General features: G+C 68.9%; 16 protein-coding genes and 8 pseudogenes. 14 read left to right on the top strand and 10 right to left on the bottom strand.

Going from position 1 to position 22,660, the window contains the following annotated elements; translation table 11 throughout:
• Positions 1–345 precede the first annotated feature (345 nt).
• The 3 genes and pseudogenes from AAFF41_RS49995 to AAFF41_RS52085 form a co-directional block, all read left to right on the top strand.
• Complete coding sequence (locus tag AAFF41_RS49995) at positions 346–786, top strand: hypothetical protein (protein WP_343326193.1); 441 nt, start codon at positions 346–348, stop codon at positions 784–786.
• Positions 787–795: 9 nt separating this feature from the next.
• Positions 796–1,356 (top strand): Ku protein, encoded by a 561-nt coding sequence (locus AAFF41_RS50000; protein WP_343326487.1) that lies wholly within the window; start codon positions 796–798, stop codon positions 1,354–1,356.
• A gap of 118 nt (positions 1,357–1,474) precedes the next feature.
• Positions 1,475–1,859, top strand: a pseudogene (locus tag AAFF41_RS52085) (methyltransferase domain-containing protein); the annotation flags it as partial.
• 31 nt (positions 1,860–1,890) lie between these two features.
• Here the strand turns inward: AAFF41_RS52085 and AAFF41_RS52090 are convergent.
• Positions 1,891–1,980, bottom strand: coding sequence for a ClpX C4-type zinc finger protein (locus AAFF41_RS52090; RefSeq protein WP_351522586.1), 90 nt, complete (start codon positions 1,978–1,980; stop codon positions 1,891–1,893).
• Positions 1,981–2,001: 21 nt separating this feature from the next.
• Here AAFF41_RS52090 and AAFF41_RS52095 point away from each other — a divergent pair, with 21 nt between their 5' ends.
• Positions 2,002–2,196 (top strand): DUF5990 family protein, encoded by a 195-nt coding sequence (locus AAFF41_RS52095; protein ID WP_415926076.1) that lies wholly within the window; start codon positions 2,002–2,004, stop codon positions 2,194–2,196.
• Positions 2,197–2,258: 62 nt separating this feature from the next.
• Here the strand turns inward: AAFF41_RS52095 and AAFF41_RS50015 are convergent, their stop codons facing one another.
• Positions 2,259–2,780, bottom strand: a complete 522-nt coding sequence (locus AAFF41_RS50015; RefSeq protein ID WP_319754417.1) for a DinB family protein — start codon at positions 2,778–2,780, stop codon at positions 2,259–2,261.
• Positions 2,781–3,135: 355 nt separating this feature from the next.
• On the opposite strand from AAFF41_RS50015, the gene AAFF41_RS50020 reads away from it, so the two are divergent.
• Entirely contained in the window at positions 3,136–3,414 is a 279-nt protein-coding gene (locus tag AAFF41_RS50020) for a hypothetical protein (protein ID WP_319754416.1), read from the top strand.
• Positions 3,415–3,468: 54 nt separating this feature from the next.
• Here the strand turns inward: AAFF41_RS50020 and AAFF41_RS50025 are convergent, their stop codons facing one another.
• The 4 genes and pseudogenes from AAFF41_RS50025 to AAFF41_RS50040 form a co-directional block, all read right to left on the bottom strand.
• On the bottom strand, positions 3,469–3,606 hold the full coding sequence (locus AAFF41_RS50025; protein WP_343326488.1) for a DUF6233 domain-containing protein: 138 nt from the start codon (positions 3,604–3,606) through the stop codon (positions 3,469–3,471).
• Between the two features lie 69 nt (positions 3,607–3,675).
• Positions 3,676–4,652 (bottom strand): annotated as a pseudogene (locus AAFF41_RS50030) (NAD(P)/FAD-dependent oxidoreductase).
• A 5-nt stretch (positions 4,653–4,657) separates the two neighbouring features.
• Positions 4,658–4,768, bottom strand: a pseudogene (locus AAFF41_RS50035) (phosphotyrosine protein phosphatase); the annotation flags it as partial.
• A gap of 236 nt (positions 4,769–5,004) precedes the next feature.
• Positions 5,005–5,385 (bottom strand): hypothetical protein, encoded by a 381-nt coding sequence (locus AAFF41_RS50040; RefSeq protein ID WP_319754415.1) that lies wholly within the window; start codon positions 5,383–5,385, stop codon positions 5,005–5,007.
• A 423-nt stretch (positions 5,386–5,808) separates the two neighbouring features.
• On the opposite strand from AAFF41_RS50040, the pseudogene AAFF41_RS50045 reads away from it, so the two are divergent.
• Positions 5,809–7,406, top strand: a pseudogene (locus AAFF41_RS50045) (multicopper oxidase family protein).
• Positions 7,407–7,664: 258 nt separating this feature from the next.
• Entirely contained in the window at positions 7,665–8,306 is a 642-nt protein-coding gene (locus AAFF41_RS50050; RefSeq protein ID WP_319754414.1) for a class I SAM-dependent methyltransferase, read from the top strand.
• A gap of 113 nt (positions 8,307–8,419) precedes the next feature.
• Here the strand turns inward: AAFF41_RS50050 and AAFF41_RS50055 are convergent, their stop codons facing one another.
• Complete coding sequence (locus AAFF41_RS50055; RefSeq protein WP_343326194.1) at positions 8,420–9,463, bottom strand: tetratricopeptide repeat protein; 1,044 nt, start codon at positions 9,461–9,463, stop codon at positions 8,420–8,422.
• A 355-nt stretch (positions 9,464–9,818) separates the two neighbouring features.
• Here AAFF41_RS50055 and AAFF41_RS50060 point away from each other — a divergent pair.
• Positions 9,819–9,899: pseudogene (locus AAFF41_RS50060) on the top strand (telomere-protecting terminal protein Tpg); the annotation flags it as partial.
• Between the two features lie 134 nt (positions 9,900–10,033).
• Here the strand turns inward: AAFF41_RS50060 and AAFF41_RS50065 are convergent.
• Positions 10,034–11,240 (bottom strand): annotated as a pseudogene (locus AAFF41_RS50065) (PHP domain-containing protein); the annotation flags it as partial.
• Between the two features lie 457 nt (positions 11,241–11,697).
• Here AAFF41_RS50065 and AAFF41_RS50070 point away from each other — a divergent pair.
• Both AAFF41_RS50070 and AAFF41_RS50075 read left to right on the top strand, forming a co-directional pair.
• Entirely contained in the window at positions 11,698–12,879 is a 1,182-nt protein-coding gene (locus tag AAFF41_RS50070) for a PP2C family protein-serine/threonine phosphatase (RefSeq protein WP_415926077.1), read from the top strand.
• 275 nt (positions 12,880–13,154) lie between these two features.
• Complete coding sequence (locus tag AAFF41_RS50075; protein ID WP_319754411.1) at positions 13,155–13,496, top strand: MazG nucleotide pyrophosphohydrolase domain-containing protein; 342 nt, start codon at positions 13,155–13,157, stop codon at positions 13,494–13,496.
• A gap of 193 nt (positions 13,497–13,689) precedes the next feature.
• Here AAFF41_RS50075 and AAFF41_RS50080 read toward each other — a convergent pair whose 3' ends face one another.
• Positions 13,690–13,950 (bottom strand): hypothetical protein, encoded by a 261-nt coding sequence (locus tag AAFF41_RS50080; RefSeq protein WP_319754410.1) that lies wholly within the window; start codon positions 13,948–13,950, stop codon positions 13,690–13,692.
• A 436-nt stretch (positions 13,951–14,386) separates the two neighbouring features.
• Positions 14,387–14,802, bottom strand: a pseudogene (locus AAFF41_RS50085) (aldehyde dehydrogenase family protein); the annotation flags it as partial.
• A 316-nt stretch (positions 14,803–15,118) separates the two neighbouring features.
• Here AAFF41_RS50085 and AAFF41_RS50090 point away from each other — a divergent pair.
• The 4 genes and pseudogenes from AAFF41_RS50090 to AAFF41_RS52100 all read left to right on the top strand — a co-directional run bounded on the left by AAFF41_RS50090 (position 15,119) and on the right by AAFF41_RS52100 (position 22,656).
• Entirely contained in the window at positions 15,119–15,790 is a 672-nt protein-coding gene (locus AAFF41_RS50090) for a hypothetical protein (RefSeq protein ID WP_319754408.1), read from the top strand.
• An 857-nt stretch (positions 15,791–16,647) separates the two neighbouring features.
• Positions 16,648–17,955, top strand: a complete 1,308-nt coding sequence (locus AAFF41_RS50095; RefSeq protein ID WP_319754407.1) for a hypothetical protein — start codon at positions 16,648–16,650, stop codon at positions 17,953–17,955.
• A 1,570-nt stretch (positions 17,956–19,525) separates the two neighbouring features.
• Complete coding sequence (locus AAFF41_RS50100; protein ID WP_319753860.1) at positions 19,526–19,879, top strand: hypothetical protein; 354 nt, start codon at positions 19,526–19,528, stop codon at positions 19,877–19,879.
• A 275-nt stretch (positions 19,880–20,154) separates the two neighbouring features.
• Positions 20,155–22,656, top strand: a pseudogene (locus AAFF41_RS52100) (DnaB-like helicase C-terminal domain-containing protein).
• Positions 22,657–22,660: the final 4 nt, after the last annotated feature.

Raw genomic sequence — 22,660 nt, forward strand, 5'->3', positions numbered from 1 at the left:
CACGGTCAGCTACGTGGACTCCTCAGGGGTGGTGGCCACGGTGAGGAGGATGAAGAGCACGGGTACCGCGAGGAGCAGCGTCCACAGCACCCGGTCGCACGCGATGACGGTCAACGAGACGGTCCTGGCGATGATCCGCCCGAAGTCCGACCCGGACCGGGTGGCCGATGAGCCGGCCGACACACCGGGTTGCGGGCGAGGCGGTCGAATCCACGGTGACCCCTCGCCCCTACGTCGTCCGGGAGGCACCGTCGCCCGGACGTGCCACCCGCGCAATCTCTGAGGGCGCCAGATACGTACATGTAGACGACATATGGGGCGAACCAGCTTAGGGGATCACTTACCATGCGTCTCTCAACAGCCACGATCATCCCCCTCTTGGCAGCCGGGGTCGCCTTCACGGGGGCGGTGCCCGCTGTGGCAGATCCGCAGCCCAGCCCGACTCCACCCACCACCGGCACCAGCACCATGCCGCAGCCCAGCCCGACTCCACCCACCACCGGCACCAGCACCATGCCGCAGCCCGGAACGGCTTCGGGATCCGACAACGGGGGGCGGGTCGGCCACGGCCAAGACAACGGGTTCGGGTTCGGCAACGTCCGGCCAGGCCCCGGGTTCGGTGACCGGAACCACATCCACCACTTCCGGCTGCACCACCGGTTCTGCTTCTTCGTGCACCGCCACGTGGTGATCCGGAATATCCGGTTTGATGACCGTCGTGTGGTGATCGTCAAGACGATCGTCCCCGGCCACCTTGTGTGCCTCAGCCCGTTCAGGGACTTCTGAGGACAGGAGCTGAAAGAAGTGCCGCTGCCGACCGCGAAGGCGATCGAGATCGTCGCGTTCGTGCCGGCCGCGTCGATCGACCCGGTGCGGCTGAGCGCCGACAGCTACCTCGTGCAGTACGACGGCCCGGTCGCGGCGAAGCCGTACGTGCTGATCGCCCGGGCGCTGGCCCGCAACACGAAGGTGGCCGTGGCGAAGCCGGCGTGGCACGGGCGGGAGTGCCTGGTGCTGCTGCGGGTGCGGGACGGGGCGCTGGTCGCGCACGTGCTCAAGTGGGACGACGAGGTGCGCGACCCCTCCGAGCTCGCCCCGAAGGACGTCACGGTCACGGACTCCGAGATCGACGAGGCGCTTCAGCTGGTCGACTCGAGGACGACGGACGGCATCTCTGGCTACCAGGACGAGTACCGGAAGTCCCTGGAAGCAGTGCTCGAGGCGAAGGCCGAAGGCCGGCAGCCGCTCGAACCGAGCACCGAGGCTGAGGAGCCGGGCGGCCAGGTCGTCGACCTGATCGGCCCTGCAGGAGAGTGTCCGCAAGGCGCAGGCAGCGCGCGGCGAGGACGCGGGTGAGGCCGAGGTCCATGAGATGCCGGTGGCCAAGCAGAAGACGGCCCTGGTGGCTGTTGTGCGCAGGGATGTCCGCCGGGCTGCTGATCTCCGTTGTGACCGCGCCGGTGGTGGGGGGTAACTCCGCGCCGGTGAGCGGGTCCTCGACCTCGGCTCCGGCGGCGGCATCGACGTCCTGCTCTCCGCCCGCCGGGTCGGCCCCGCCGGCACGGCGTACGGACTGGACATGACCGACGAGATGCTCGCCCTGGCCCTGGCCGACGCGGAGAAGGCAGGCGCCGCGAGGAGTGTGGAGTTCCTCAAGGGCACCGTCGAGGCGATCCTGCAGCCCGCGAACACCATCGACGTCGTGATCTCCAACTGCGTCATCAACCTGTCCACCGACAAGCCGGCCGTGTTCGTCCGCGTGCTGAAACCTAGCGGCCGGATCGGTGTCTCCGACGTCGTCGCCGACGACGCCCTCACCCCCGCCCAGCGGGCCGAGCGTGGCGACTACGTGGGCTCGTTCCGCCGCTGCGCGGCGTCCGGTGCCGACCGTCAGGCTCCCGTGTCGGCGGGCTGGGCGAGGATCTCGCCGCACCGGGCGACGCAGTCGGAACAGATCCACACGTCGGGCCCGGCGACCAGGCGACGCTCCTCGCTACGCGCGTGCCCGCAGAACGAGCAGCGGTCAGGCTGCTTCTTCCCCGGGCGCCCGCAGCGGGAGCGGCGGCCGAAGGGGGCGCGCGGGTAAACCCGGGCTTGCTTGTCGGACGCCTCGGCCTGACCGACCCACGCGGCAACCCTCTGTGCGCACGAGTCGTGCCCCCGGCCATCATCCGGACCGCCGCAATGGCCGACTAGCACACCGGCGCCTGCACGGAGTTGCCGGACACGGCCGCGTCGACCGGGGCGGGGCGCGAGCGTTACGCCTGAGCCCCCACAGTGAGCTGGGCGCGGTGGAAGTCAAAGTGCTGAGTCGGATAGCGGTACACCTCTTCGAGGGTCATCACGTCCTTGAAGAACGGATCCCACCGCGTCGGAAAGCCCATCGTCCGTGCCAACTTCGCGTCCGGCGCGGCATCCAGATGGCGATGAAGGGCTGTCAGCGTCCGATCGAGCTTCGCTCCCATACGCCGGTGGTTGTAGACCCGGGCGCCGGCCACGGCTCCGAGGTAGTTGATCACGTCGAAGGGGCGGGTGGCGGTGTTCAGTAAACGTGCCCACGCACGGCTTGCTCCCGGGGGAAGGCGACCGAACAGGCACACCAACGGAAGCAAGGCCCGCACGACGATATAGCCGAACAGCATGTGGTAGAGCAGCTGCTCGTTGGTCCAACGGGTTCCCTTGCTCCGGCGACGCAAGTCCTCGGCTGTGGCCGACTCCAGAAGCTGGTGGAACGTAGCACTAGCCTGCCGCAGTTCTGCGTGGATGATCTCTCTGTCCATAAGCCCCTCCTGGCCACAGTCCGTGGAGCCGCTGCTTCATGATGACGCTTGCCATGGCATCCAGCACCCGGTCCGAAGGGGCCTTTTTTGCGGACAACGGACAGCTTCTAACCTCGTCCATATCTTCATTTCGTAGCTCCATTCCGTTCCGGTAGGGAGTTCCGGTACGGACTGTGCGAGGGCGACGGAAGCGGGCCAGTCCACCCGTCCAGCCTGCGGCGGTGTCAGCCAGGGCGCGCGGCGGCGTCGGGAAGCGGCCCGTTCTGGGGGCTTCGAGGCGCTGCAGCTGGTCGACTCGACGACGACGGACGACATCTCCGGCTACCAGGACGAGTACCGCCAGGCCCTGGAAGCAGTGCTCGAGGCGAAGGCCGAGGGCCAGCAGCCGCCCAAGCCGAGCACCGAGGCCGAGGAGCCGGGCGGCCAGGTCGTCGACCTGATGGCCGTCCTGCAGGAGAGTGTCCGCAAGGCGCAGGCAGCGCGCGGCGAGGACGCCGACGAGGCCGAGGTCCACGAGATGCCGTCGGCCAAGCAGAAGACGGCCGCGAAGACGGCGAGGAAGGCGCCCGCCAAGAAAACCGCGAAGAAGACCGCAGCGGCGAAGAAGCCGGCCCGACGGCAACGGCGTGACTAGGCCGAAGTCCGGCGCAGAACGGGGGAGCGGAGACGCGGCGTCGGCTGTGGCGGGTCAGCCTGGGATGCGGAGCTGAGCCTCGGGTGTGGAGTGGGTGCAGGCGCGCACGCCTGAGGTGAGGAGCCGGCGTGCTTCGTCGCGCGGGACGGGGCGTCGTCGTTGATGCTGTGTCGTCGTTGCTCGTCTCAGGATTCAGTCGGCATTCAAGAAGCCGGCGCGGGCCCGTCCGAAACGTAGGACGGGCCCGCGCCGGTGCTCGTATCAGGCTGGGATGGCAGCGGGTTCTTGCTCCGCTTGAGCAGCCCTCCCTGCGGCCAGGTACCGCTCGGCGTCCAGGGCGGCTGCGCAGCCGCTGGCGGCGGCGGTGATGGCCTGGCGGTAGGTGTGGTCGACCACGTCACCTGCCGCGAAGACCCCGGGCAGGTTCGTACGGGTGGAGGGCGAATCAACCTTGAGGTAGCCCGCGCCGTCCAACTCCATTTGGCCGTTGCACAGTTCGGTGCGCGGGTCGTGGCTGATCGCGATGAACAGGCCGGTCACGTCGAGGTCGCGGGTTTGGCCGGTGAAGACGTCGCGGAGCGCGACCCCGGCGAGCTCGCCGTCCGCTTCCTTGATCTCGGCGATCTCGGCGATCTCGCTGTCGAAGGCGAAGGAGATTTTGTCGTCGGCGAAGGCGCGGTTCTGCATGACTTTGGAGGCGCGCAGGGTGGAGCGGCGGTGCACGACGGTCACCGACTTGGCGAAGCGGGTGAGGAAGGTGGCCTCTTCCATGGCCGTGTCGCCTCCGCCGACGACCACGATGTCGCGGTCGCGGAAGAAGAAGCCGTCGCAGGTGGCGCACCAGGACACACCGCGGCTGGACAGCTCCGCTTCCTTGGGCAGGCCGAGCTTGCGGTAGCCGGAGCCGGTCGCCACGATCACCGTCTTGGCCCGGTGCACGGTGCCCGCGGTGTCGGTGACGGTCTTGTTGTCGCCGGTGAGGTCGACCTCGACGATGTCGTCGTCGATCATCTCGGCGCCGAACTTCTCGGCCTGGGCGCGCATGTTCGCCATGAGGTCCGGGCCGTCGATGCCCTCGGGGAAGCCGGGGAAGTTCTCGACCTCGGTGGTCGTGGTCAGCACGCCGCCGACGAAGATGGTGCCGCCGAAGACGAGCGGCTTGAGCTGGGCGCGGCGGTGTATCCGGTCGGGCCGGAGCCAATGACGATGACCTCGCGCACGTCGGCTCTCGCGGTCACCGTGGTCACGCCTCCTGCTTGGCGTCGATCTCAGCGATCAGGGCCTCCATACGCGTCTTGATCTCGTCGCGGATCGGACGGACGGCCTCGACGCCCTTGCCTGCCGGGTCCTCTATTCAACTGTAGCCAGTTCCCCGAGGAGCCCCCCCGCTGGTGGCCGTGCGTGGCCCCCCCGGGGGGCGCATCGATTCCAGGTTCCGCATCAGGGCCGTCACCCAGAAGGCGGACCACGCAACCCCGGTTTGTCCTGGCGCAGGCACATGCCGAGTGACTTGGGAAAACAGCTCGATCGGGGCCATGGGCGAGCTGCATTCGAGTGATCGGAGCGGATCAGTGCGCGTCGCGATGCATGTCAGTACAACGCTTTGATCCCTATATGCCGGATCTCCCTAACGCGGTCACCGAGGCCGTGACCGGCTGAGGAGACCACCATGCGCCCTCGTCGCATAGCCGTCGCTGCCCTCGCCGCCGCCACGATCTCCCTGACCGTTCTCGCCGCGCCGGCGGACGCGAAGCCGGCCCCGTCGGGCGCATCCAGCGTGTCACCGAGCTGCACCATGCAGCGGTCTTCCGCCACCACGATGTCGATGACGTGCACCATGACGATGCCGCCCGGCATGACGATGCCGTCCCACATGTCGATGACGTGCACCATGACGATGCCGCCCGGCATGACGATGACTTGCCCTATGACGATGCCGTCCGGCATGGCGACGATGCAGGTTTCGTCCACCCCTCATCCGATGGTCAGTGGGGCCCTCAGAACCGGCGCAGGCGGCAGCGTCAGGAGCTTGGAGCCCATGGAGATCGCGGCCGGTGCCCTATTGGTGGCCCTCGCGGGCAGCGGCAGTGCGTTCGTGATGATGCGCCGCCGCGGTTGTCGGAAGGTCTGACCGTATCGAGTGATCACAGAGAGCGTGGCGGACCGACACCCCGCAGCCTCCCCACCAGTCCTCCACCGGCTGCGCTCCGTGCCTGGGTTCCGAAACAGCCGTCGGCCGGGACGTCCCGTGAACCACGGGCCGGGCACCCCCCGACCTTTCCGCCCTCTCTCGATTGCTGCTGTAGGCCGCGCCCACGGCTGCGCGCGTTCACGCGTGCCCTCAGCCGTGCGCACGCGACCGAACAGAGGCGATATCGAGACAAGGACACCCCTGTGAACAGCATCAACCGCCGCTCTGTCCTGCTGGCCGGGCTCAGCGTCGCGGGCGCACTCGCCGCCTGCAGCGGCTCTGGAAGCACGCCCGCCCTGATCAGCCCCTCCGGGTCAGCCGTCGCAGCTGCCGACAAGAAGCGCACCCAGAGCGGTAAGACCCACCAACTGACCCTGACCGCAGCACAGTCCATGGTCGACCTGGGCGGCGTCACGGCCAGGACCTGGGCCTTCAGCGGCCAGGTACCGGGCAAGGAGCTGCGCGTCTCGGCCGGGGACGCGCTGGCCGCCACCCTGTCCAACCAGCTGCCGAACCAGACCACCACCTCCCTCCACTGGCACGGCATCGCCCTGCGCAACGACATGGACGGCGCACCGCCGGCCACCCAGGCCGCCGTCCGGGCAGGACACAACTTCACCTACCGGTTCACCGCGGACACCCCCGGCACCTACTTCTTCCACCCGCACATCGGTGTCCAGCTCGACCGGGGCTTGTACGCGCCGTTGATCGTGGAGGACCCGAGGGAGCCGCTGTCGTACGACGAGGAGTGGGTGGTCGTCCTCGACGACTGGCTCGACGGCGTCACCGGTACCCCGGACGACGTCTTCGCCGAGCTGAGGCAGGGCATGGGCGGGATGCACATGGGGGAAGGCTCCAGCAGCTCATCCAGCCACGACATGGGCGGCATGGACATGAGTGGCAGCGGCATGGACGGCACGAGTAACTCGCCCTCCGCCTCGCCCTCAGGCGGAGGCATGGGCATGAGGTTCATGCTGATGGGCGCTCAGAGCGCACTGCTCGGGGGCGACGCCGGGGACGTGAAGTATCCCTACCACCTGATCAACGGCCGCGTTGCGGCCGACCCGCAGGTCTTCCGCAGCAAGCCCGGCAAGCGGGTCCGACTGCGCCTGATCAATGTCGGCGGGGACACCGCCCACCGTGTCGCCCTCGGCGGCCACAAGTTCACCATCACCCACACCGATGGCTTCCCCGTCCGGCACCAGCAGGCCGATGCCTTGTTGCTCGGCATGGGCGAACGCTACGACGTCCTGGTCACCCTGGACGACGGAGTCTTCCCCTTGTGGCGTTGGCCGAGGGAAAGAACGCCACCGGAATGGCTGTCATCCGCACCGGCTCCGGCAGCCTTCCCAAGGCGACCGTCCGCCCGACGGAACTGAATGGCAGGCTCAGGGCCGCTTCTCAGCTTCACGCGGCGGACGACGTCCGGCTGACGTCGAAGAAAGTCGACCGGGTCCACCGCATCGAGCTGACCGGCGGCATGATGACGTACAACTGGGCCATCAATGGCAAGCGGTTCGACATGAACAACCCGACCACGCTCCCGATCACCGTGGAACAGGGCCAGCGGGTCCAGTTCGACTTCGTCAACACCACCACCGTGTGGCACCCGACGCACCTGCACGGCCATACCTACCAGCTCGGCAGCGGCGGACCGCGCAAGCACACCACCATCGTGCTGCCGAGGAAGACGGTGTCGGTGTTCTTCGACGCCGACAACCCGGGGCAGTGGATGTTGCACTGCCACAACGCCTACCACGGCGAGGCGGGGATGATGGCGCTGGCCGCCTACCAAGCCTGAGCCCCTGCACGCAGCTCTGGTGACAGATCAAGCCCCCGCGAGCGGAGTCTCCGTAGGGGGCCGGTGCGGGCATCGGCCCCGATTTCCCGTCGCGAGAGCAATCGGCGGTGTGCCCGTATGGGGTCACGTCGCAGCCACATGCGGCAGGGACACGCACAGCGGCACCAGACTGAGGACGGCCCTCCACCCGCAGGTGGAGGGCTGATTCGGCCCCTGGGCCGATTCGCGTGATATCGCACCCGTGCTGGAGTAACTCCTGTGACTGCCACCTTGCCGCGTGTCCTGCCCAGCCCGGACGGCAAACCGGTTCCACCGCCCGGCACCGCCGAGGCTTTCCGGGCCTTCGCCCGTGACCTGGCTGCCGGCCGACGGCCGTGGACCGCCGAAACGGCTCAATTCATCACCGCTCAGTTCGACCAGTTCGCCGCCCACTGGGACACCACCCGCGCCACCGGCCGCGACGACCCCGTACGCGACGCCCTCGCTCGCGGCGGACCGATGCCCCAGGGCCCGTGTCTCGAACTCGGCTCGGGCACCGGCCTGTTCACCCCTATACTGACGGGCGCTTTCCCACGGGTGGTCAGCGTGGACCTGTCGATGCGCATGCTGCAGCAGGCCAACGGCCGTTCCCCGTGGCGTGTCCGGGCCGACGCGAGCGGGCTGCCGCTGGCCACCGCATCCGTCGCTGTCATTGCGGCGATCGACATGCTGCTGTTCCCGGCCGAGATCGCCCGCGTCCTGGCGCCCGGCGGGGTACTGCTGTGGATCAATCAGCTCGGCTACGACGGGCCGCTGTACCTTCCCGTATCCACCGTTGATGCGGCTCTGCCCGGCACTTGGCAGGCGACGGAGTCCGAGGCGGGCTGGGGCAGCTGGGCCGTTCTGCGCCGCACCCGCTGACCTCAGCCCGGCAAGCTCCTGCCGGATCCGCCACGGGGTGAGGCATACAGGGGGGAGGACTCCCGGCAAGTCGCCGCTGGCTGCCGGAGCAGGGGCGGAGATGCGGAGCAGCGTCAGAACGGTGGTTTGTTGGAGTAGGTGCCGTCCCAGGGGTCGGTGGCGGGTTCGGCGTTCGGCCGGTTCTGGAGGACTCGGATGGCGTCTTCGATGCAGCCGAGGTCGATGAGGCGCCGGGCCAGGACGGAACTGCTGGAGGCGGGGTGCTGTTCGAGGACAGCGACGGCTTCCTCAGTTCGGCCCGCTTCGGCAAGCAGGTCTGAGAGGGACCAGGCCGCGTACCAGGTGTCGCCTTCGTGGTGTGCCCGCGCCTGCTCGATCGCTTCGTCGAGCAGGCCGCAGTCGGCCAGCAGCGGAAGCCGCATCCTGAAGAAGTCCCACTCCTCTTCTCCACCGCGGCGTTCCTTGAGGGCGTCGAGGTGGGCCAGGCCCTCCTGGGCGCGGCCGTGCTCGGCATACAGGGTGCACAGCGAGTCGACGACCCAGTCGTCCGCTCCGCCCGGGGAGTCCACCAGGGCGCACATCACCGCGATCGCCTCGTCGCCCCGGCCGTGACGGGACAGGAGCCCGGCAAGCAGCACGGGGTCGTGATAGTGGCGGGTCGACGCAACGTCTTCTTGCCGGTAGACGGCGATCGTGCCCTCCACGTTGCCGCGCTCCTCAAGCACTTCAGCCAGGCACTGCGCGGCGTGCCCGTGTCCGTGGGAGGCCGCGTACTCGCGCAGTTCCTCGATCCGGCCGTGTCTGGCCAGCAGCTCTGCGAGCTGGTCTCGACCGTTGACGGAGGTGCCGTGCCGGGTGCGTAGTTGGGCGATCGCGTCGTCGGTGCGGCCTTGGCGCTCGCGAATCTGGGCGAGCAGGCCGAGTGCGGTGTCGGCGTCCAGGCCGCTGCGGCAGCACCACGGGCTGTCGCAGCGGTGGTCGACCGGGATCCAGGCGGTCAGCAGCGCGGCGGCGTCCGCGTCGCGGCCAGCCGCTTCGGCGACGTCCACCAGCGGGGCGGCGAGGAACCAGTCCTCGACTCCGGGGCGCAGCAGCTCGAAGGCTTCGGCGCCGTGGTCGTGGCGGGCCATGAGGCGCCCTACGAAGTCGAGCGCCATCCGGTCACCGGCCTGCGCGTGGGGGCGGGTCAGCGCGATCGCCTCCTGCGCTCGTCCCCAGCTCTCCAGCAGTTCTGCCTGGGCCCGGGTGGCCGGCCACCAGCCCGTGGCGACGTACGGGGCGAGGACCTCCAGCGCGCGGTTCTGCTGGCCGCGCTCACCGAGGGGTGTGTCGGGGGCAGTGGCTAGGGTGCGGTGCCGTGGACGCTGCTGATCTTGACCGTCAAGTCCGGACTCTGTCCGGCTCTATCCCGCCGCCGCTGGTCGACCGGCTTCTCGAGCTTGGCCATGAACAAGAAGTGGAGTCCCAGGCGCCCATGGTCAAAGTCCGATGAGACGAATCCCGCCCCGTCGAAACCAGCGCCTGCAGGAGATCGCCGCCGAGGCGCTCAAGGAGGTGTACTTCCAGGACGGCGGGCGCCGTGCCGGAAACCTCCTTGCACTTCCAGCACTCCCGGCTCAGCGCCAGAATCCGCAGGGAAATTGCCGGGCCGCATCCGGGCGGCACCACATCCGGGATCCAGGGATCCGTGCCGAACTGGTCGCTGTCGTCCCAGCGTTCACACCGAAATGGTTGACCATGGAACCGGCACCGGAGCCGCGCGCGGCGACCTGGATCCCGAGCGCCCGGTGTCTGCGACCACCTGGGCCACGGCCAGGAAGTACGGCTCGAAGGCCATGCGTCCGATGACGTCGAGCTTGTATCGGAGTTGCTGAACGGCGCGCTCGTCCGTGTCCAGGCCGCGGGCAAGGATGCCGGCCTCGCACCGCTGGCCGCGGCAGCCGCATCGCCGAACCGGACTCGGCCGTCGCGCCCACGACGGACGGTTCGGGGAAGTGCGGCCGTCCCAGCCCGAGGTCTGCCGGGGTGAGGGTGCAGGACTGGCCGGTGGCCTCGGTCTCTGCCAGCAGACGCACGGCTCGAGCACGGCCGTCGCCCACGGCCTGCGCAATCCGCTCGGCAGCCTCGGCCAGGGCGGCCGGCTCCTTCAGCCCCCGCTCGCCGCCGTCCAGGTGAAGGCGGTCGACGGGCCGCAACAGCCGGGCCGCATCGAGGACGTCGGCCAGCCGGTGCTGGTCGGGGTCGGCGTAACGGTCCGAGTTCGTCAGCACCGCGCGTACGCCGAGCTGGTCGGCCAGGCCCACGGTGCGCGCGGCCGGCCGCAGCGAGCCCGCACCGGTGCCCTGACGGCCCAGATGCACGCTTTCCAGGCACAGCCGCTCACCAGCCAGCTCCCGCCACGGCGCGAGCAGCTGCTCGGCGACGTCGGGGCGGCCTGCGGACAGGGCCCGCATCGGCTCGGACGAGGGCCCGAGCAGCACCACCAGGTCATGGTCGGCGTACTCGCGCAGGACCGGCCAGGACACGACCGGCAGAGTTCCGTCGGCCTCGGCGTGCGCGGCGGAAACCAGACGGCACAGCCGCGCCCACCCCGACACGTTCTGTGCAAGCAGGCTGATCCGCAGCGGCGGCTCCATCACGTGCGCGCCGCCGCGTACAGGCGTACGTGGCCGTCCGGCAGTCGGGGCCTGCGAGACAAGCGGAGGGACGGCGACGTCGACGCCGAAAACCGGACGGGTGCCAGCGGCCGCTGCGGCCTGGGCGGCGGACCGTCCCCGCGACGGTGTCCCGGTCGGTCAGCGCGAGTGACGTCATGCCGTGCTCGGCCGCGCGCTGGACGAGGACACTGGGGAGGGCAGCGCCGTAGCGGGCGGAGTTGCCGGAGGCGTCGTGCAGATGAGTAAATCCACGGCTCCGCACCTCCTGTCTCCGCATGTTCCTCCCCTGACCTGTGACCTCTCCAGATATCCACCATGACCCATAGTCGTGCAAGTGTTCGAATAAGTGAATCGGATCGCCCCCTACTGCCTGAGCGTGACATGTGACTGTTCGCGCACATTGGCGGATGTTCACGAAGTTGGCGAGCCCGGCCCGAGTGATCACACGAGCCGCCGTAACTGAGCACTTGAGTCGGCGAGCTGATCGGCAGCTTTGGCGGGCAACCGTTCGGCGCGGTTGCGCCAGCGCCCTTGCGGTCCCTAGAGACTTTCGTCATGAGGGCACGTGACAGATGCGAGAGCAGGCGGTGTGCCCAGGTGCCGAGGGCGCTGACGAACGGTAGAACGTAGGAGTGAGGGACGAGGACAGCTCTGATAAGGATGCACAGCTGCGCCGTGTGGCGAGGCCGGGGATCGACTACCAGGCGCTGTTCGCGGTCACCCCCACCCCCTATATGGTGATGGGCCCGGATCTGGTGCTCGCCGACGTCAATGAGGCGGCCTGCCGGGTGACCGGCCGTACTCGGGAGGATCTGCTCGGGCGGTACCTCTTCGATGCCTTCCCTGACAATCCGGCGGACCCGGATGCTGACGGGTTGCGGAATCTGCACGCCTCCCTGCACCGGGTCCTGCGCTCGAAGGAGCCGGACACCATGGCGCCGATGAAGTACGACATTCCCGTGGACGACCGGCCCGGCGTGTTCGAGGAGCGGTGGTGGTCCGCGATCAACACCCCGGTGCTCGGGCCGGATGGGCAGGTGGAATGGATCATCCACCGGGGGGAGGACGTGACCTCGTTCATCCTCTCCCACGCTCGCCCGCGAGAAGACGGGGCGCTCAGCGACGCGGTGGCCATGGAGGTCGAACTGTACGCGCGGGCGCGCGAGCTCAAGCAACTGAGCGAAGAACTACGCCAAGCCCACGCCCGGGAACGCCAGGTCGCCCTCACCTTGCAGGAGGCCATGCTCCACTCGCCCCACCTGGCCCGGCACCGGGACACCGCAGTGCGCTACTTGCCCGCCGTCGGGACACTGAACGTGTGCGGCGACTGGTACGAGGTAGTCGACCTGCCCGAGAACAGACTCGCCGTCGCGGTCGGCGACGTCGTCGGCCACGGCCTGGAGGCAGCCGCCGTCATGGGCATGCTCCGCAGCGCACTGTCCGCCTCACTCCGGGCCGTCGAAGGGCCCGCGAGGGCCCTGGATGTCCTGGGCCTGTATGCACGCTACGTGGAGGGTGCACTGGCCACCACCGTCGTCCAAGCCGTCGTCGACACCCACGCTCGCCGCATCATGTACAGCAGCGCCGGCCACCCGCCCCCCATCCTGGTCCACCAAGACGGCGCCTGCGACCTTCTCGACCAGGCCACCGACCCTCCGCTGGGAGCCCGCCCCAAACACGTCCCCCGCCCCCAGGCCGACCTTCCCTACACCCCCGGCGACACCCTCGTGCTCTACACCGACGGCCTCATCGAACGCCGCGGCGAGGACATCGACGCAGGCCTGCAACGCCTCACCGACGCGCTCGCCCGCCATGCCCGCCGCACACCCGAACGCCTCGCCGACGCCCTGCTCGCGCACCTCGGCGTCAGCAGCGGCGCCCGCGACGACATCGCCCTGGTCGTCATCCGCCTATGACCCGCGCGCCGCCGACTGAGCGCCACACGTGGCGAACCCCGCCGACTGAAACGCCGAACTGGGCGTGCCGACCACGGATTCGCCATCTATCGCGAACAGACCCCGCCAAATGCGATGAACAGAACCGCCGTGACCAGGGCAGGACGCACCCGCTCGCTCGCCAACTACCGTGAACGGTCACATGACAGTCGGCCAATTGGCCGATTCGGCGCTCAGTTTCTCGGTGCCACTTGGGGATCACGTGCGCCTCGACCCAGATCAGGAGGGGCCGTGTGATGAGCCTCGAAGACCTGCTGCAGCAGGCGACGCGCATACATGATCTGTACGACGAGCTGAATTTGCAGGAGCGGGGCCGGGTGTGGACACAGGAGGAGTTCATGCTCGGCTTCGTGGGAGATGTCGGAGATCTGGCCAAGCTGGTGATGGCCGAAGCGGGCGCCCGGGAGATGCCAGGCGGCCGGACGGCGCTGGAGCACGAACTCGCGGACTGCCTCTGGTCGGTGCTCATCCTGGCCCACCGCTACGGCATCGATCTGGAAGCGGCGTTCCGCCGCACCATGGCAGAACTCGACACAGCGATCAGTGCCAGGCTCCCGAAGGACGACAAGCCGTTGTGACAACAGGCCAACCGCGGCCAGTGCCGCACTCAGGAGAGGTGGTGATTCGGTGGAGCGGGAAGCAACGGATCTTGGGGCTTATGCCGCCAGGGCGCATACCGGTCTTCTGTTCCGAGTGGTCCGCGCGGTCACTGCCTGGACTCGTCGAATGCGGCCTTCATGTCGGCGGCCACACTCTGGACCGCATCGGCGCTCATCGAAGGCGTAGCGGGGTCACGACGGTGTGGCGGGTGGTGCCCGCGAGGACTTCCAGGACGGCGAGGCCAGAAGGAATCCTGGTGTGGGTCTCACCGGTGTCTGCGCGGCCCTGCTTTGCTGGACCGGCCGTAACCAGGAGCTGCGCAAGCCGTGCAGCGAGCGGCGCCGACAACGTCTGCGCGAGTGCGGTGCGTCCGTTCGGAAGGCGTACCGCGAGCGCGCGGGGCCGGGTCTTGAGCCCGGTGTAGCCGATCACGTCGGCATCGACAGTCTCCAGAGCAGACGCAGGACGGGCGACGGGGCTGACTGCCGAAGAGTGGCGCTGTCGCAGGCCACTGAGCAGTTCGCATCGCCAGCGGTGGCGGCGAACGCGGTGAGAGCCGCATGCCGTCGGCTTCGGCGTCGACGCCGGTCAAGCGCAACTGCCCGCCGGAGTGCGGGCGTTCGCTCCTTGCGCACGATCAGCAGTCAGCCAGGTGACGAAGTCATGGGTGCCGCCGCCGGGGTCAGTACAGATCGGTGTCTGCAGGCCGCGCCGCGACCGACTCCCTCGACGCGCCCCGCGAAGAGGACTGGAACGCGCTTCCGGCGGTGGCGGGAACAGCGATCTCAGCGCTCCTCATTCTCACCGGCCTGAGGCACTTCCGTCGGCCGATCGCCCATCGGACAGCCTGCTCCACGAAAGCGCGGGCCTAGTTGAGCGGCACGTCCGCGACGGCCTTGAGGTGGCTGAACGTCTCGAGGGAATACCGGCCGTGGTACCGGCCCATGCCGCTTTCGCCGACGCCACCGAAAGGCAGTCCCGGCATGGCAGCTGCATCACCGGCTGGCCCCAGGTGACGCCGCCGGAGGACGTCTCATTCACGAGGCGCGACTTGGTGGCCTCGGAAGTGGTGAAGGCGTAGAGCGCGAGGGGCTTTTCGCGTTCGTTGATGAAGGCGATAGCGGCATCGAGGTCGGCGACTTCGACGACGGCGAGGATCGGACCGAAGATCTCCTCCTGCATGACCGGCGATGCGGGGTCGACATCGGTGAGCACCGTCGGTGCGATGAACAGGTCGTCACGGTGGTGCTGGCCTCTCACCGCCGCCCGGCCGGAATCCAGCAGACGGGATGGGTGCGACGGGAGGGCCGTGGTCTCCTCGGCGCCTCCCTCGACCACGGTGAGCACATCGGCGTCGAAGTACCCACGCAGGAGTGGTGAAGCGACCCTCAGGGCTGCGGCACAGGGCGCGGTCGGGGTTGTAGGCGCAGGTGATGAAGGTGCCCGGGTACAAGTGGGTGTCGAGACGGGCCAGCATGCGGCGCAGGCGGGATTCGTCGGTGCCGACTTGGCCGGTCCAGCTTGACTGGATCGTGTGCCGCAGGGGTCGCAGAGCGGCCCACGGTCGGCGATCCCTCGGGTACTGGATAGCGTCAGCCTGGTGAATCTCAACCTCTTCAACGATGTGTCTGATGGCCTGACTCAACGCGCCCGGTCATTCGTCCGCGCGCACGGCGTCAAGGTCGACATCCGGCCCATCGAGGACCACAGGCAGTGGTGGCTTGAGCGAGACATCCCAACGGCGGTCATCGACCGGATGGCGGCCTATGAAGAGCAGTGGGGTGGCCTGGTACTGCCACCCTCACCGCAGTATGACGGCGGACCCAGGTACCTCGAAGCGGACTCGCCCGAGGGCTCAACCTCCGATGGATGGTGGTTCGAAGCCGGGATGCAGCGGACCGCTGTCCCGTACTCGTTCATGATCGGGCCGTCCGGTGAGTTCGGCATTCACACAGGTCGGTGGGTGCCCCTCCACGCCACCGTCGCAGGCTGGGTGGAGTCGCTCGCACTGACTCACCACGTGTCCGTGTGCGCAAAGCAGATCGTCAAGGTCACCGGCGACGATGTCGATAGCATCGTGCTGGACGGGTACGAGCCGGTGCGCGAAGTGAAGGGCCTCGCCGACACCTGGTGGCGAGGAGCCGACTCGCTTGTGACGATCTATTCAGGGGAGGCCGAGGCCCTCTCCTTTCCGCGGGGCCGCACTGCGTTGATCTATTCTGGCCTGGATGAGTGGGGCCTGCGAGGAGGCGTCAAGGACAGCGACAGCTGAGGACGTCAGGAGCCCTTGGCCCAGAATCAGGACATGGACGTCTGCCTCTCTACCCGTCGTCGATCGATCTGTCCAGCCGCACGCTGCGGCACCTGACGAGTCGATGATGCCGTGTTCGCGCGCGGCGGTGGAGCCGGGCAGGGCCGCGGAAGGTCACAGCAGTCGGCCGAAGGGATCCGTGATGACCTGGACACGCCACGGAGGCACGGCGCCAAGAGGTCGCCTCCTTGACCGAGTGCGCCCGGACCGTCCTGACCGACCCGGACGCCGTCGTCCCCGACACCGAGACGACCGGCCGGGACCGGGAGTCCCTCATCGTCGAGCTCGCCGTCCAGAAGGTGTCCGGGACGTCCTGGTGGACACGCTCCTCAACCCCGGCGAACCGATCCCCGCCGACGCAGCCGTTCTCATGTATCAGGCGCCGTGTCGGGATGACGCCGCCGAAGCCGGCAGGCGTCTGGTCATCAAGCGGGTTCCGGGCAGCGGTCGAGCACGATCTTGCCGCGCGGTTTCTACGAAATGGCGTGGGCGTTTGTCATACCGGTGGTCTAAGGTCACGCTGTTCGTCACCGCTGGGGGCGTGGCCGCGAGAGCGGCTTGCCAGCTGCGGGGCTCCGGCAGCAGATGCGGAGGAGACGGACAGATGCCGCCGGCCGGCGGTCAGCGTGGTGCGGCCCGGGGCTGGAGTCCCACCTGGTCCGTTCCGTGAGGCTGCGTAAAGCCCTTCAAGCGTAAGGACGTTGATGAGACGTAATTCCCTCACCGGTTTAGCCGCAGTGTTTGTTTCGGCTGCGGGTCTGGCCGCATCGCTGCTGGGCGCCGCCCCAGCCGGTGCTGTTGCTGTTTCCGGTCAGCCGGTGATCACTCTTGACACGCCGACACCGGCGGCCTTGCCGGCTGCTCCTGCCACGGAAGGTGTGTACTTCGACTTCCACACCAGGACCAAGAACCTGACGGCACACGATGTCACTCTGACCGTGGACGCCCGGGGACTGTCGAAGATCGCCAAGGTGGCGTTCTCGAGCAACTGCACCGCCCATGGCCTGGTCGCCACATGCTCGGAGTCGTTCGAGTCCGGCTCCAACCCGAACATCGGCCTCGGGTCAATGACCCAGTTGACCCTGACCGTGCTCAGGGGCAGCCGACTGGGCGCCACGGGAACGTACAAGATCACCGGCCGGTCCGCGCATGCGCAGATCACAGGCGGTACGGGATCCGTCACCGTGGGAGGGCCGTCCTTCGGCCTCGAGCACCTCGCCGACCACACCAACCTGAAGGTCGGCAGCAACGTCGCCGAACCGGTCCGGTTCACCAACGTGGGCAACCGCCCGGCCCGCGGTGTGCAGACGGTCCTCGCCGCCTCACCCGGCCTGGACTTCGCCGACCACTACTCCAACTGCAAGTACGGGTTCAACGGCGCGATCCACTTCGCGGAGTGCTACCCCAAGGGCGCCATCAACATTGGCGAGACGGCCGCCCTGGCCGCCCCGGTGCGTCTGCACGTGGGCTCCACCGCCCTCAACACCTTCCTAGACGCGCTCACCGCGCCTCTCGGTCAGCCTGGCTGGCCGGACGGACAGGGCATCAAGTGGACGTGGGGCAAAGGGTCCGCGCCCGCCCTCAAGCTGAAGGTGATCAAGGCGGGCCGGCGGTCCTCGGTCCCGGCGGGATCCGTCTCCCTGCCGCAGACGGGCAGCGTCACCGACTACTGGATCGCCGCCCTGAGGGCCCGCAACACGGCCGACTTCGCCGTCTCCGGCGCGAGTGCCCAAGCCGATGCGGGCCAGAACGCGACCCTCGCCTTCCACCTGATCGCCAACGGTCCGGCGACCCTGTACGACCGCAGCGGCGGTGAAGGAGTGCCCACCGCCTGGGTGACGCTCCCGCCCGGCACCACAGCCGTCGGCCATTCGGCCAACTGCGCCCCGTGGCAGGAGAACAACCCGACAGCCGAGGCGAAGGGACCGTACGTCTGCAGCCTGCCGGGCATCATCGTGCCCAAGGGACAGGTCACCAACTTCTCCTTGACCGTCCGGGTCGACGACGTCGTCACGCACGCCAAGGGCGGCGTCCAGCTGGTCTGGGGCCCGGACCCGGCCGACTCCCACCGGCCCGCTTTCGATCCGGACAGCCGCAACGACTCCGCCATCCTCACCATGAACTAAGCCACGGCCCACGGGCGGTGCCGGGCTGCTTCGCCGCGCCATGGCCGAACGACCCCTGTGCGAGCTGGGGAAGCTGCCCGACTGTCCCCAGAGCCGCCACATAGGTCACCTGGGCCTGTCGAACCGAACACCCGGGTCGGGGGCAGCAACAACTCGGTCGGCGCCCGGAGTCCACCGCCCCGGTCCGTGACGTCAAGACGCCCCCAGAACCACCTGTTCTGGGGGGCGTGCTTGGTTGCTCTATTTCTTGGCGAGGCGGAGCTGGTTGACGCACCGCAGGTCACGGAATGCTGCGGTGAAACGGCCCCCAGGGGAGCTCGCGGCGTGCCTTTGACCACCGGTCCCCGAGACCGGACGCCGGGCGGTAAGGTGCGGGCAGCGGGCGACACATCTGCCCAAGCCCGCTCCCTGGCCCATGACCGGGATGCACCACGGCAAAGGTGCCCGCGGACCCTGCGCAAGGGGTCCGGTCTGCGCAGCATCAGTGTGGGAGGTACATCAACTTCCGGTGACCGCAGGGCCGTTGAGCCTTCCGCATGCTGCTCTTCGTCACGCGCATCGGGTCATGGGGCCGGGCGCGGGAAGATGCGAGAGCCGTATGACCAAGAGCCACGGCCGTAAGAGCCGGGCGAGAAACAGGAGCCGCCGTTCCGGCGTCGCCTACGCGGCCGCCAACGCGGGAACCCTCCACTTGCTCGCCAGCGGCCCGTCGGCCACGGACCTCCAGCCTGACCCCGGCCGGTGGGGAGTCGAGACCGCGCCGGGCCCGCGGACCGCGGCCGCGCTGATCGGCGCCAGCATTGAGCGGAGCGCGCCGGGTCGGCACTCCCTCACGGCGAAGCTCCTCGAGGAGGACCCGATCGTGCTCGCGGTGACCGCGGGCGCCGCCTGCCGCCTGCACGCGGCGGCCCGCGTACCCGAAGAAGAAGGCCCTGTCGCCCGGCCCGCCCAGGCGTTCTCGTTCCTCGTTGAGCACGCCCGCGCTCACGGTGGCGATGCCCGACTGCTGCTCGCGGGAGTTGAGCGGGCGCCCGCAGTGGACTGTGCGGCGCTCCTGGGCGACGCGCTGGACCTCTTCAGCGCCCCCGCTCCCGTATATGGGGGCGGGGGCGCGGCGGCCATCGCCGTCTCGTCGGATGCGCGGCGTGATCCGTACAGGACCGCTGCCACATCACCAGCTGCCCGCGCCTCTTCAGCCCAGCAAGGAGAACCGGATCCGTATGAGCGAGAACACCGAAGACGTCATCCGGCACGCGGAAAGTGCAGCCTGGTCCCTCGCCGAGTTCGTCACCGACCTCCAGTACCCGGGGAGGAAGATCGAACATCCTGCGGAGGCATCCTTCATCGACAGTCATCTCGCCCGCGCCGCAGGCGAGATGACGACAGCCCTCACCCTGCTCAGGACCTTCGTGGAGGGCCTCCAGGATCAGGACCATCTGATGACCGACTACCGGGGTGAACCGCTTGGCGAAGTGCTGCAGCGCTACACCGACTCATCCCTCGCGGCGGAGCAACTCGCAGACGCGCTGGGCAAGGCCCGCCCCGTCACCGAGCACCCGCGCACAAGGAGGTGCTGGACGGCGAGCAGGGGCCGGCAGCCGCGGCGCGCTCCCTTGCCGAGCTCGTCACCGACCTCAAGTACCGGGAGATCGAGTACCCGCTGGAGGCCTACCGCATCTATGGCTTCCTCACCCGCGTGGCGGGGGAGAGGACAGCTCTGACCCTGCTCAGGACCTCCGTGGCAAGCCTTCGAGACAAGGAACTCCTGCGGGACGAGACGCTCGACGAAGCGATCCAGCGGTACACCGACGCGTCCGTCACGGCCGGGGAACTCGCGGGGGTGGTGGGCAGGACGTACTCCGCCGTCGGGCACCTCGCATACAAGGAGGCGCCCGGCGAACAGGAGCCGGCAGTGCGCGGCTGAGTCTGCCTGTTCGGCGGGTGCGTGTTCGTCTGAGGACGCGGTGAGCCAGGGCCGGGGCCGGTTGGTGGCCACGGCCCTGGTCATGTTGTCCGGCCGTGCGAGGCCGCCGCCCGTGAACACCCAAGCCGTTCATCCACACCGAAAAGCCCACAAGTGAGTGAGATGGCCTTAGTTAATGGGTGACTTTTACTCATTCAATGAGTGACTCGTGATATCTGAAGGGGATTTGAGTATTGGGAGGGTGAGTGAGTCAGTCACCACAGGCAGAGCACGCGATGAACGCGAGCGACGCCCGCAGGGACCTGTACGCCCTGGTCAAGCGCGCGGAGGGCGACGGAGTCACGACGCTGATCCACAAGCGGGAGGACCGTGTTCTGCTCGCCCCGCTCGACCGGTTCCCGGCAGCGCGGAAAGCCGACGCCTTCCCTGCCTGGGTACTGAGCGCGGCGCAGAAGGAATTCGGTGACCTGATCTCGCGGGCGGCTCAAGGTCAACCGCAGGTGCTCCGCAGGAACATCACGCCCGTCGCGGTGCTGCTCCCCGTCGACACTCACGCAAGTGCCCTCTCGTCCGACCCGGCCGTACCCTCCGGCGCGGCGCCCGCAGGAGGTGCGGTGAACAGCCAAGGACAGCAGGACCGGGAAAGCGCGCCGCGCAGGCTCGCGACACTGGGCGATGCCATCGGTTCCGTGCTCACCGCCGGCCCGACGTTCGGGCTGCCCGGCCTGGACGCGGCGACCGGCGGTCTGCAGCCGGGTCGGCTGACCCTGGGGGCGGCCGCCCCGAGCGTCGGCGGAAGTCTCCTGGGGCTGGCCGCCGCCCGCACGACCGCGCTGGTCGACCATCGCACGGTCCTGTACGCGGCGTCCGGACCGAACCGCGACGACGTCTTCCGCCGCATCCTGTCCGCGGAGACCGGGGGCGACTACCCGCGCCTGAAGCAGGGACGCCTCACCGCCCACGAGCAGGACGTCGCCCGCCAACTCGTGCAGGCCGGCGACGTCCTGCTCATCGATGACGGCAGCAACCTGACCGCCAAGGACATCGCGGAGACCGCCCCGCACATGGAGGGCTGGCCCTCGTGGTCGTGGACCGCCTCCAGGCCACCCACAGCGCTCGCCTGCCGCTGTCCGGGAACCGGCTCCCCGACGCCTCCCAGATCCTCTCCACCCTCGCGCGCACCCTGCACGTGCCGGTACTCGCCGTCGTCGACAGTGACGACCCCACGCTGCTCTCGCTCCTGGACGCCGATGTCCTGCTGACGCTCACCGCGACCACCGATCCCGGCAGGGTCCAAGTCACGGTGGCGGAACGTGACTTCGGTGTGATCGGCTCCGCGTACCTGCGCCCCGACCTGCTGCACGCCCGCTTCGGCGACGCAGAGGCCGCGCCCGTCGCCGGGACCGGCAGCGAAGACTGGAGGCTGCACACCGCACCCGTGGCGCGGGAGCTGGCCGACGCCGCGCTGCCCTACTCTTCCGGCGCCCAGAAGGGACTGCCGTCCGCGCTCACGCACCTGCTGGCCGCGCTGCGCACCGCACTGGTAGCCGGTGAACAGGAGGCGATCGACGAGCTCGCGACGTCGCTGAGGCAGGCTGCTGCCGCGCCGCCGCAGATGCCGGACACCGCCGAGGGCCGTCGTCTCGCGGCCGCGCCGCACGCCTACAACGCGCCCGCCCCCGCCGGCGCCACCGCGCAGCCTTCTGCCCCGGAACCCGCCCGACCTGCCGCCGCCAGCGGCGCCGTCTCGGACGCGGACGAGGAAGTCCGGCGGGACGACGATGACGGCCTGGTCCCCGGCGACGAGGAGGTCGAGCCGGACACTGCGGTGTTCCCGGCGTTGCGGATCCTCAAGGACTCGGTGACCCGTTCGAAGATGCACCCGATCCCGGTCATCCGCCTTGAGGACCGGGAGGACGGCCCCTGGCCGTTGATCAGCGAGGACATGGACGGCGAGCCCCGCTGAGTCCACCCCGACGTTACCAGCACCCGCATCAACCACACCTGAGAGAACGGCAAGCGGGTCCGGCGCGACCAGCTCGACGTGCCCGCCTCCTTCGGGGACGGCGTGCTGTGCCTGATCGACCGCAACGGCTCCTTCCCTTCCGCCTGTTCGGCCGTCCCCCTCGCCCCGAACAAGCTCCTGCACACCGGCCCTCTCGACGCCTTCGACAAGACCAAGGCCGCGATCTACCAGATCGACATCCCGGAATGGGACTACCCGGGCATGCCGCACCCGCTCGGACGGCTCATCGAGCGGCCCGACGAGCAGGGCCGCGTGTGGGTGACCACCCCGCACATCAGGCAGCTGGAGCGCCTGCACCGCGAGGGACACCTCACCGCTCCCGTGACCATCCACGACTCGTGGACGGGGAAGGCGAACGAGTCGCTGTTCAAGCCGTTCTACACCGCGGCCCGCGAGGCCCGCACCGAGCTCATCCAGGCCGGCGGCGAGCCGTACAAGAACTACAAGACCCGCCTGTCGATCGCACTGCGCCTGCTGTGGCCCAAGCGCCCCTCGCAGCGGTCCCCGTTCTGGCGGCCGGACTGGCGCATGAACATGGTCGCCGAAGCATCCGTCCGCCACTGGACCGTCGCCTTCAAGGCCGTCCAGGAAGGCCACACCCTCATCGCCCTGCGCAACGTCGACGCCGCTATCTTCTGGACACCCCCCCGGCACGCCGCCCTCCACCTACCGGATCGGGACCGGCTTCGGCGAGGTCAAGGCCAAGTTCATCCAGCCCGGCGAGTTCATCCCCGAAGGTGATTCTCAATGACTGA

The sequence above is a fragment of the Streptomyces mirabilis genome (assembly GCF_039503195.1).
Taxonomy (GTDB): Bacteria; Actinomycetota; Actinomycetes; order Streptomycetales; family Streptomycetaceae; genus Streptomyces; species Streptomyces mirabilis_D.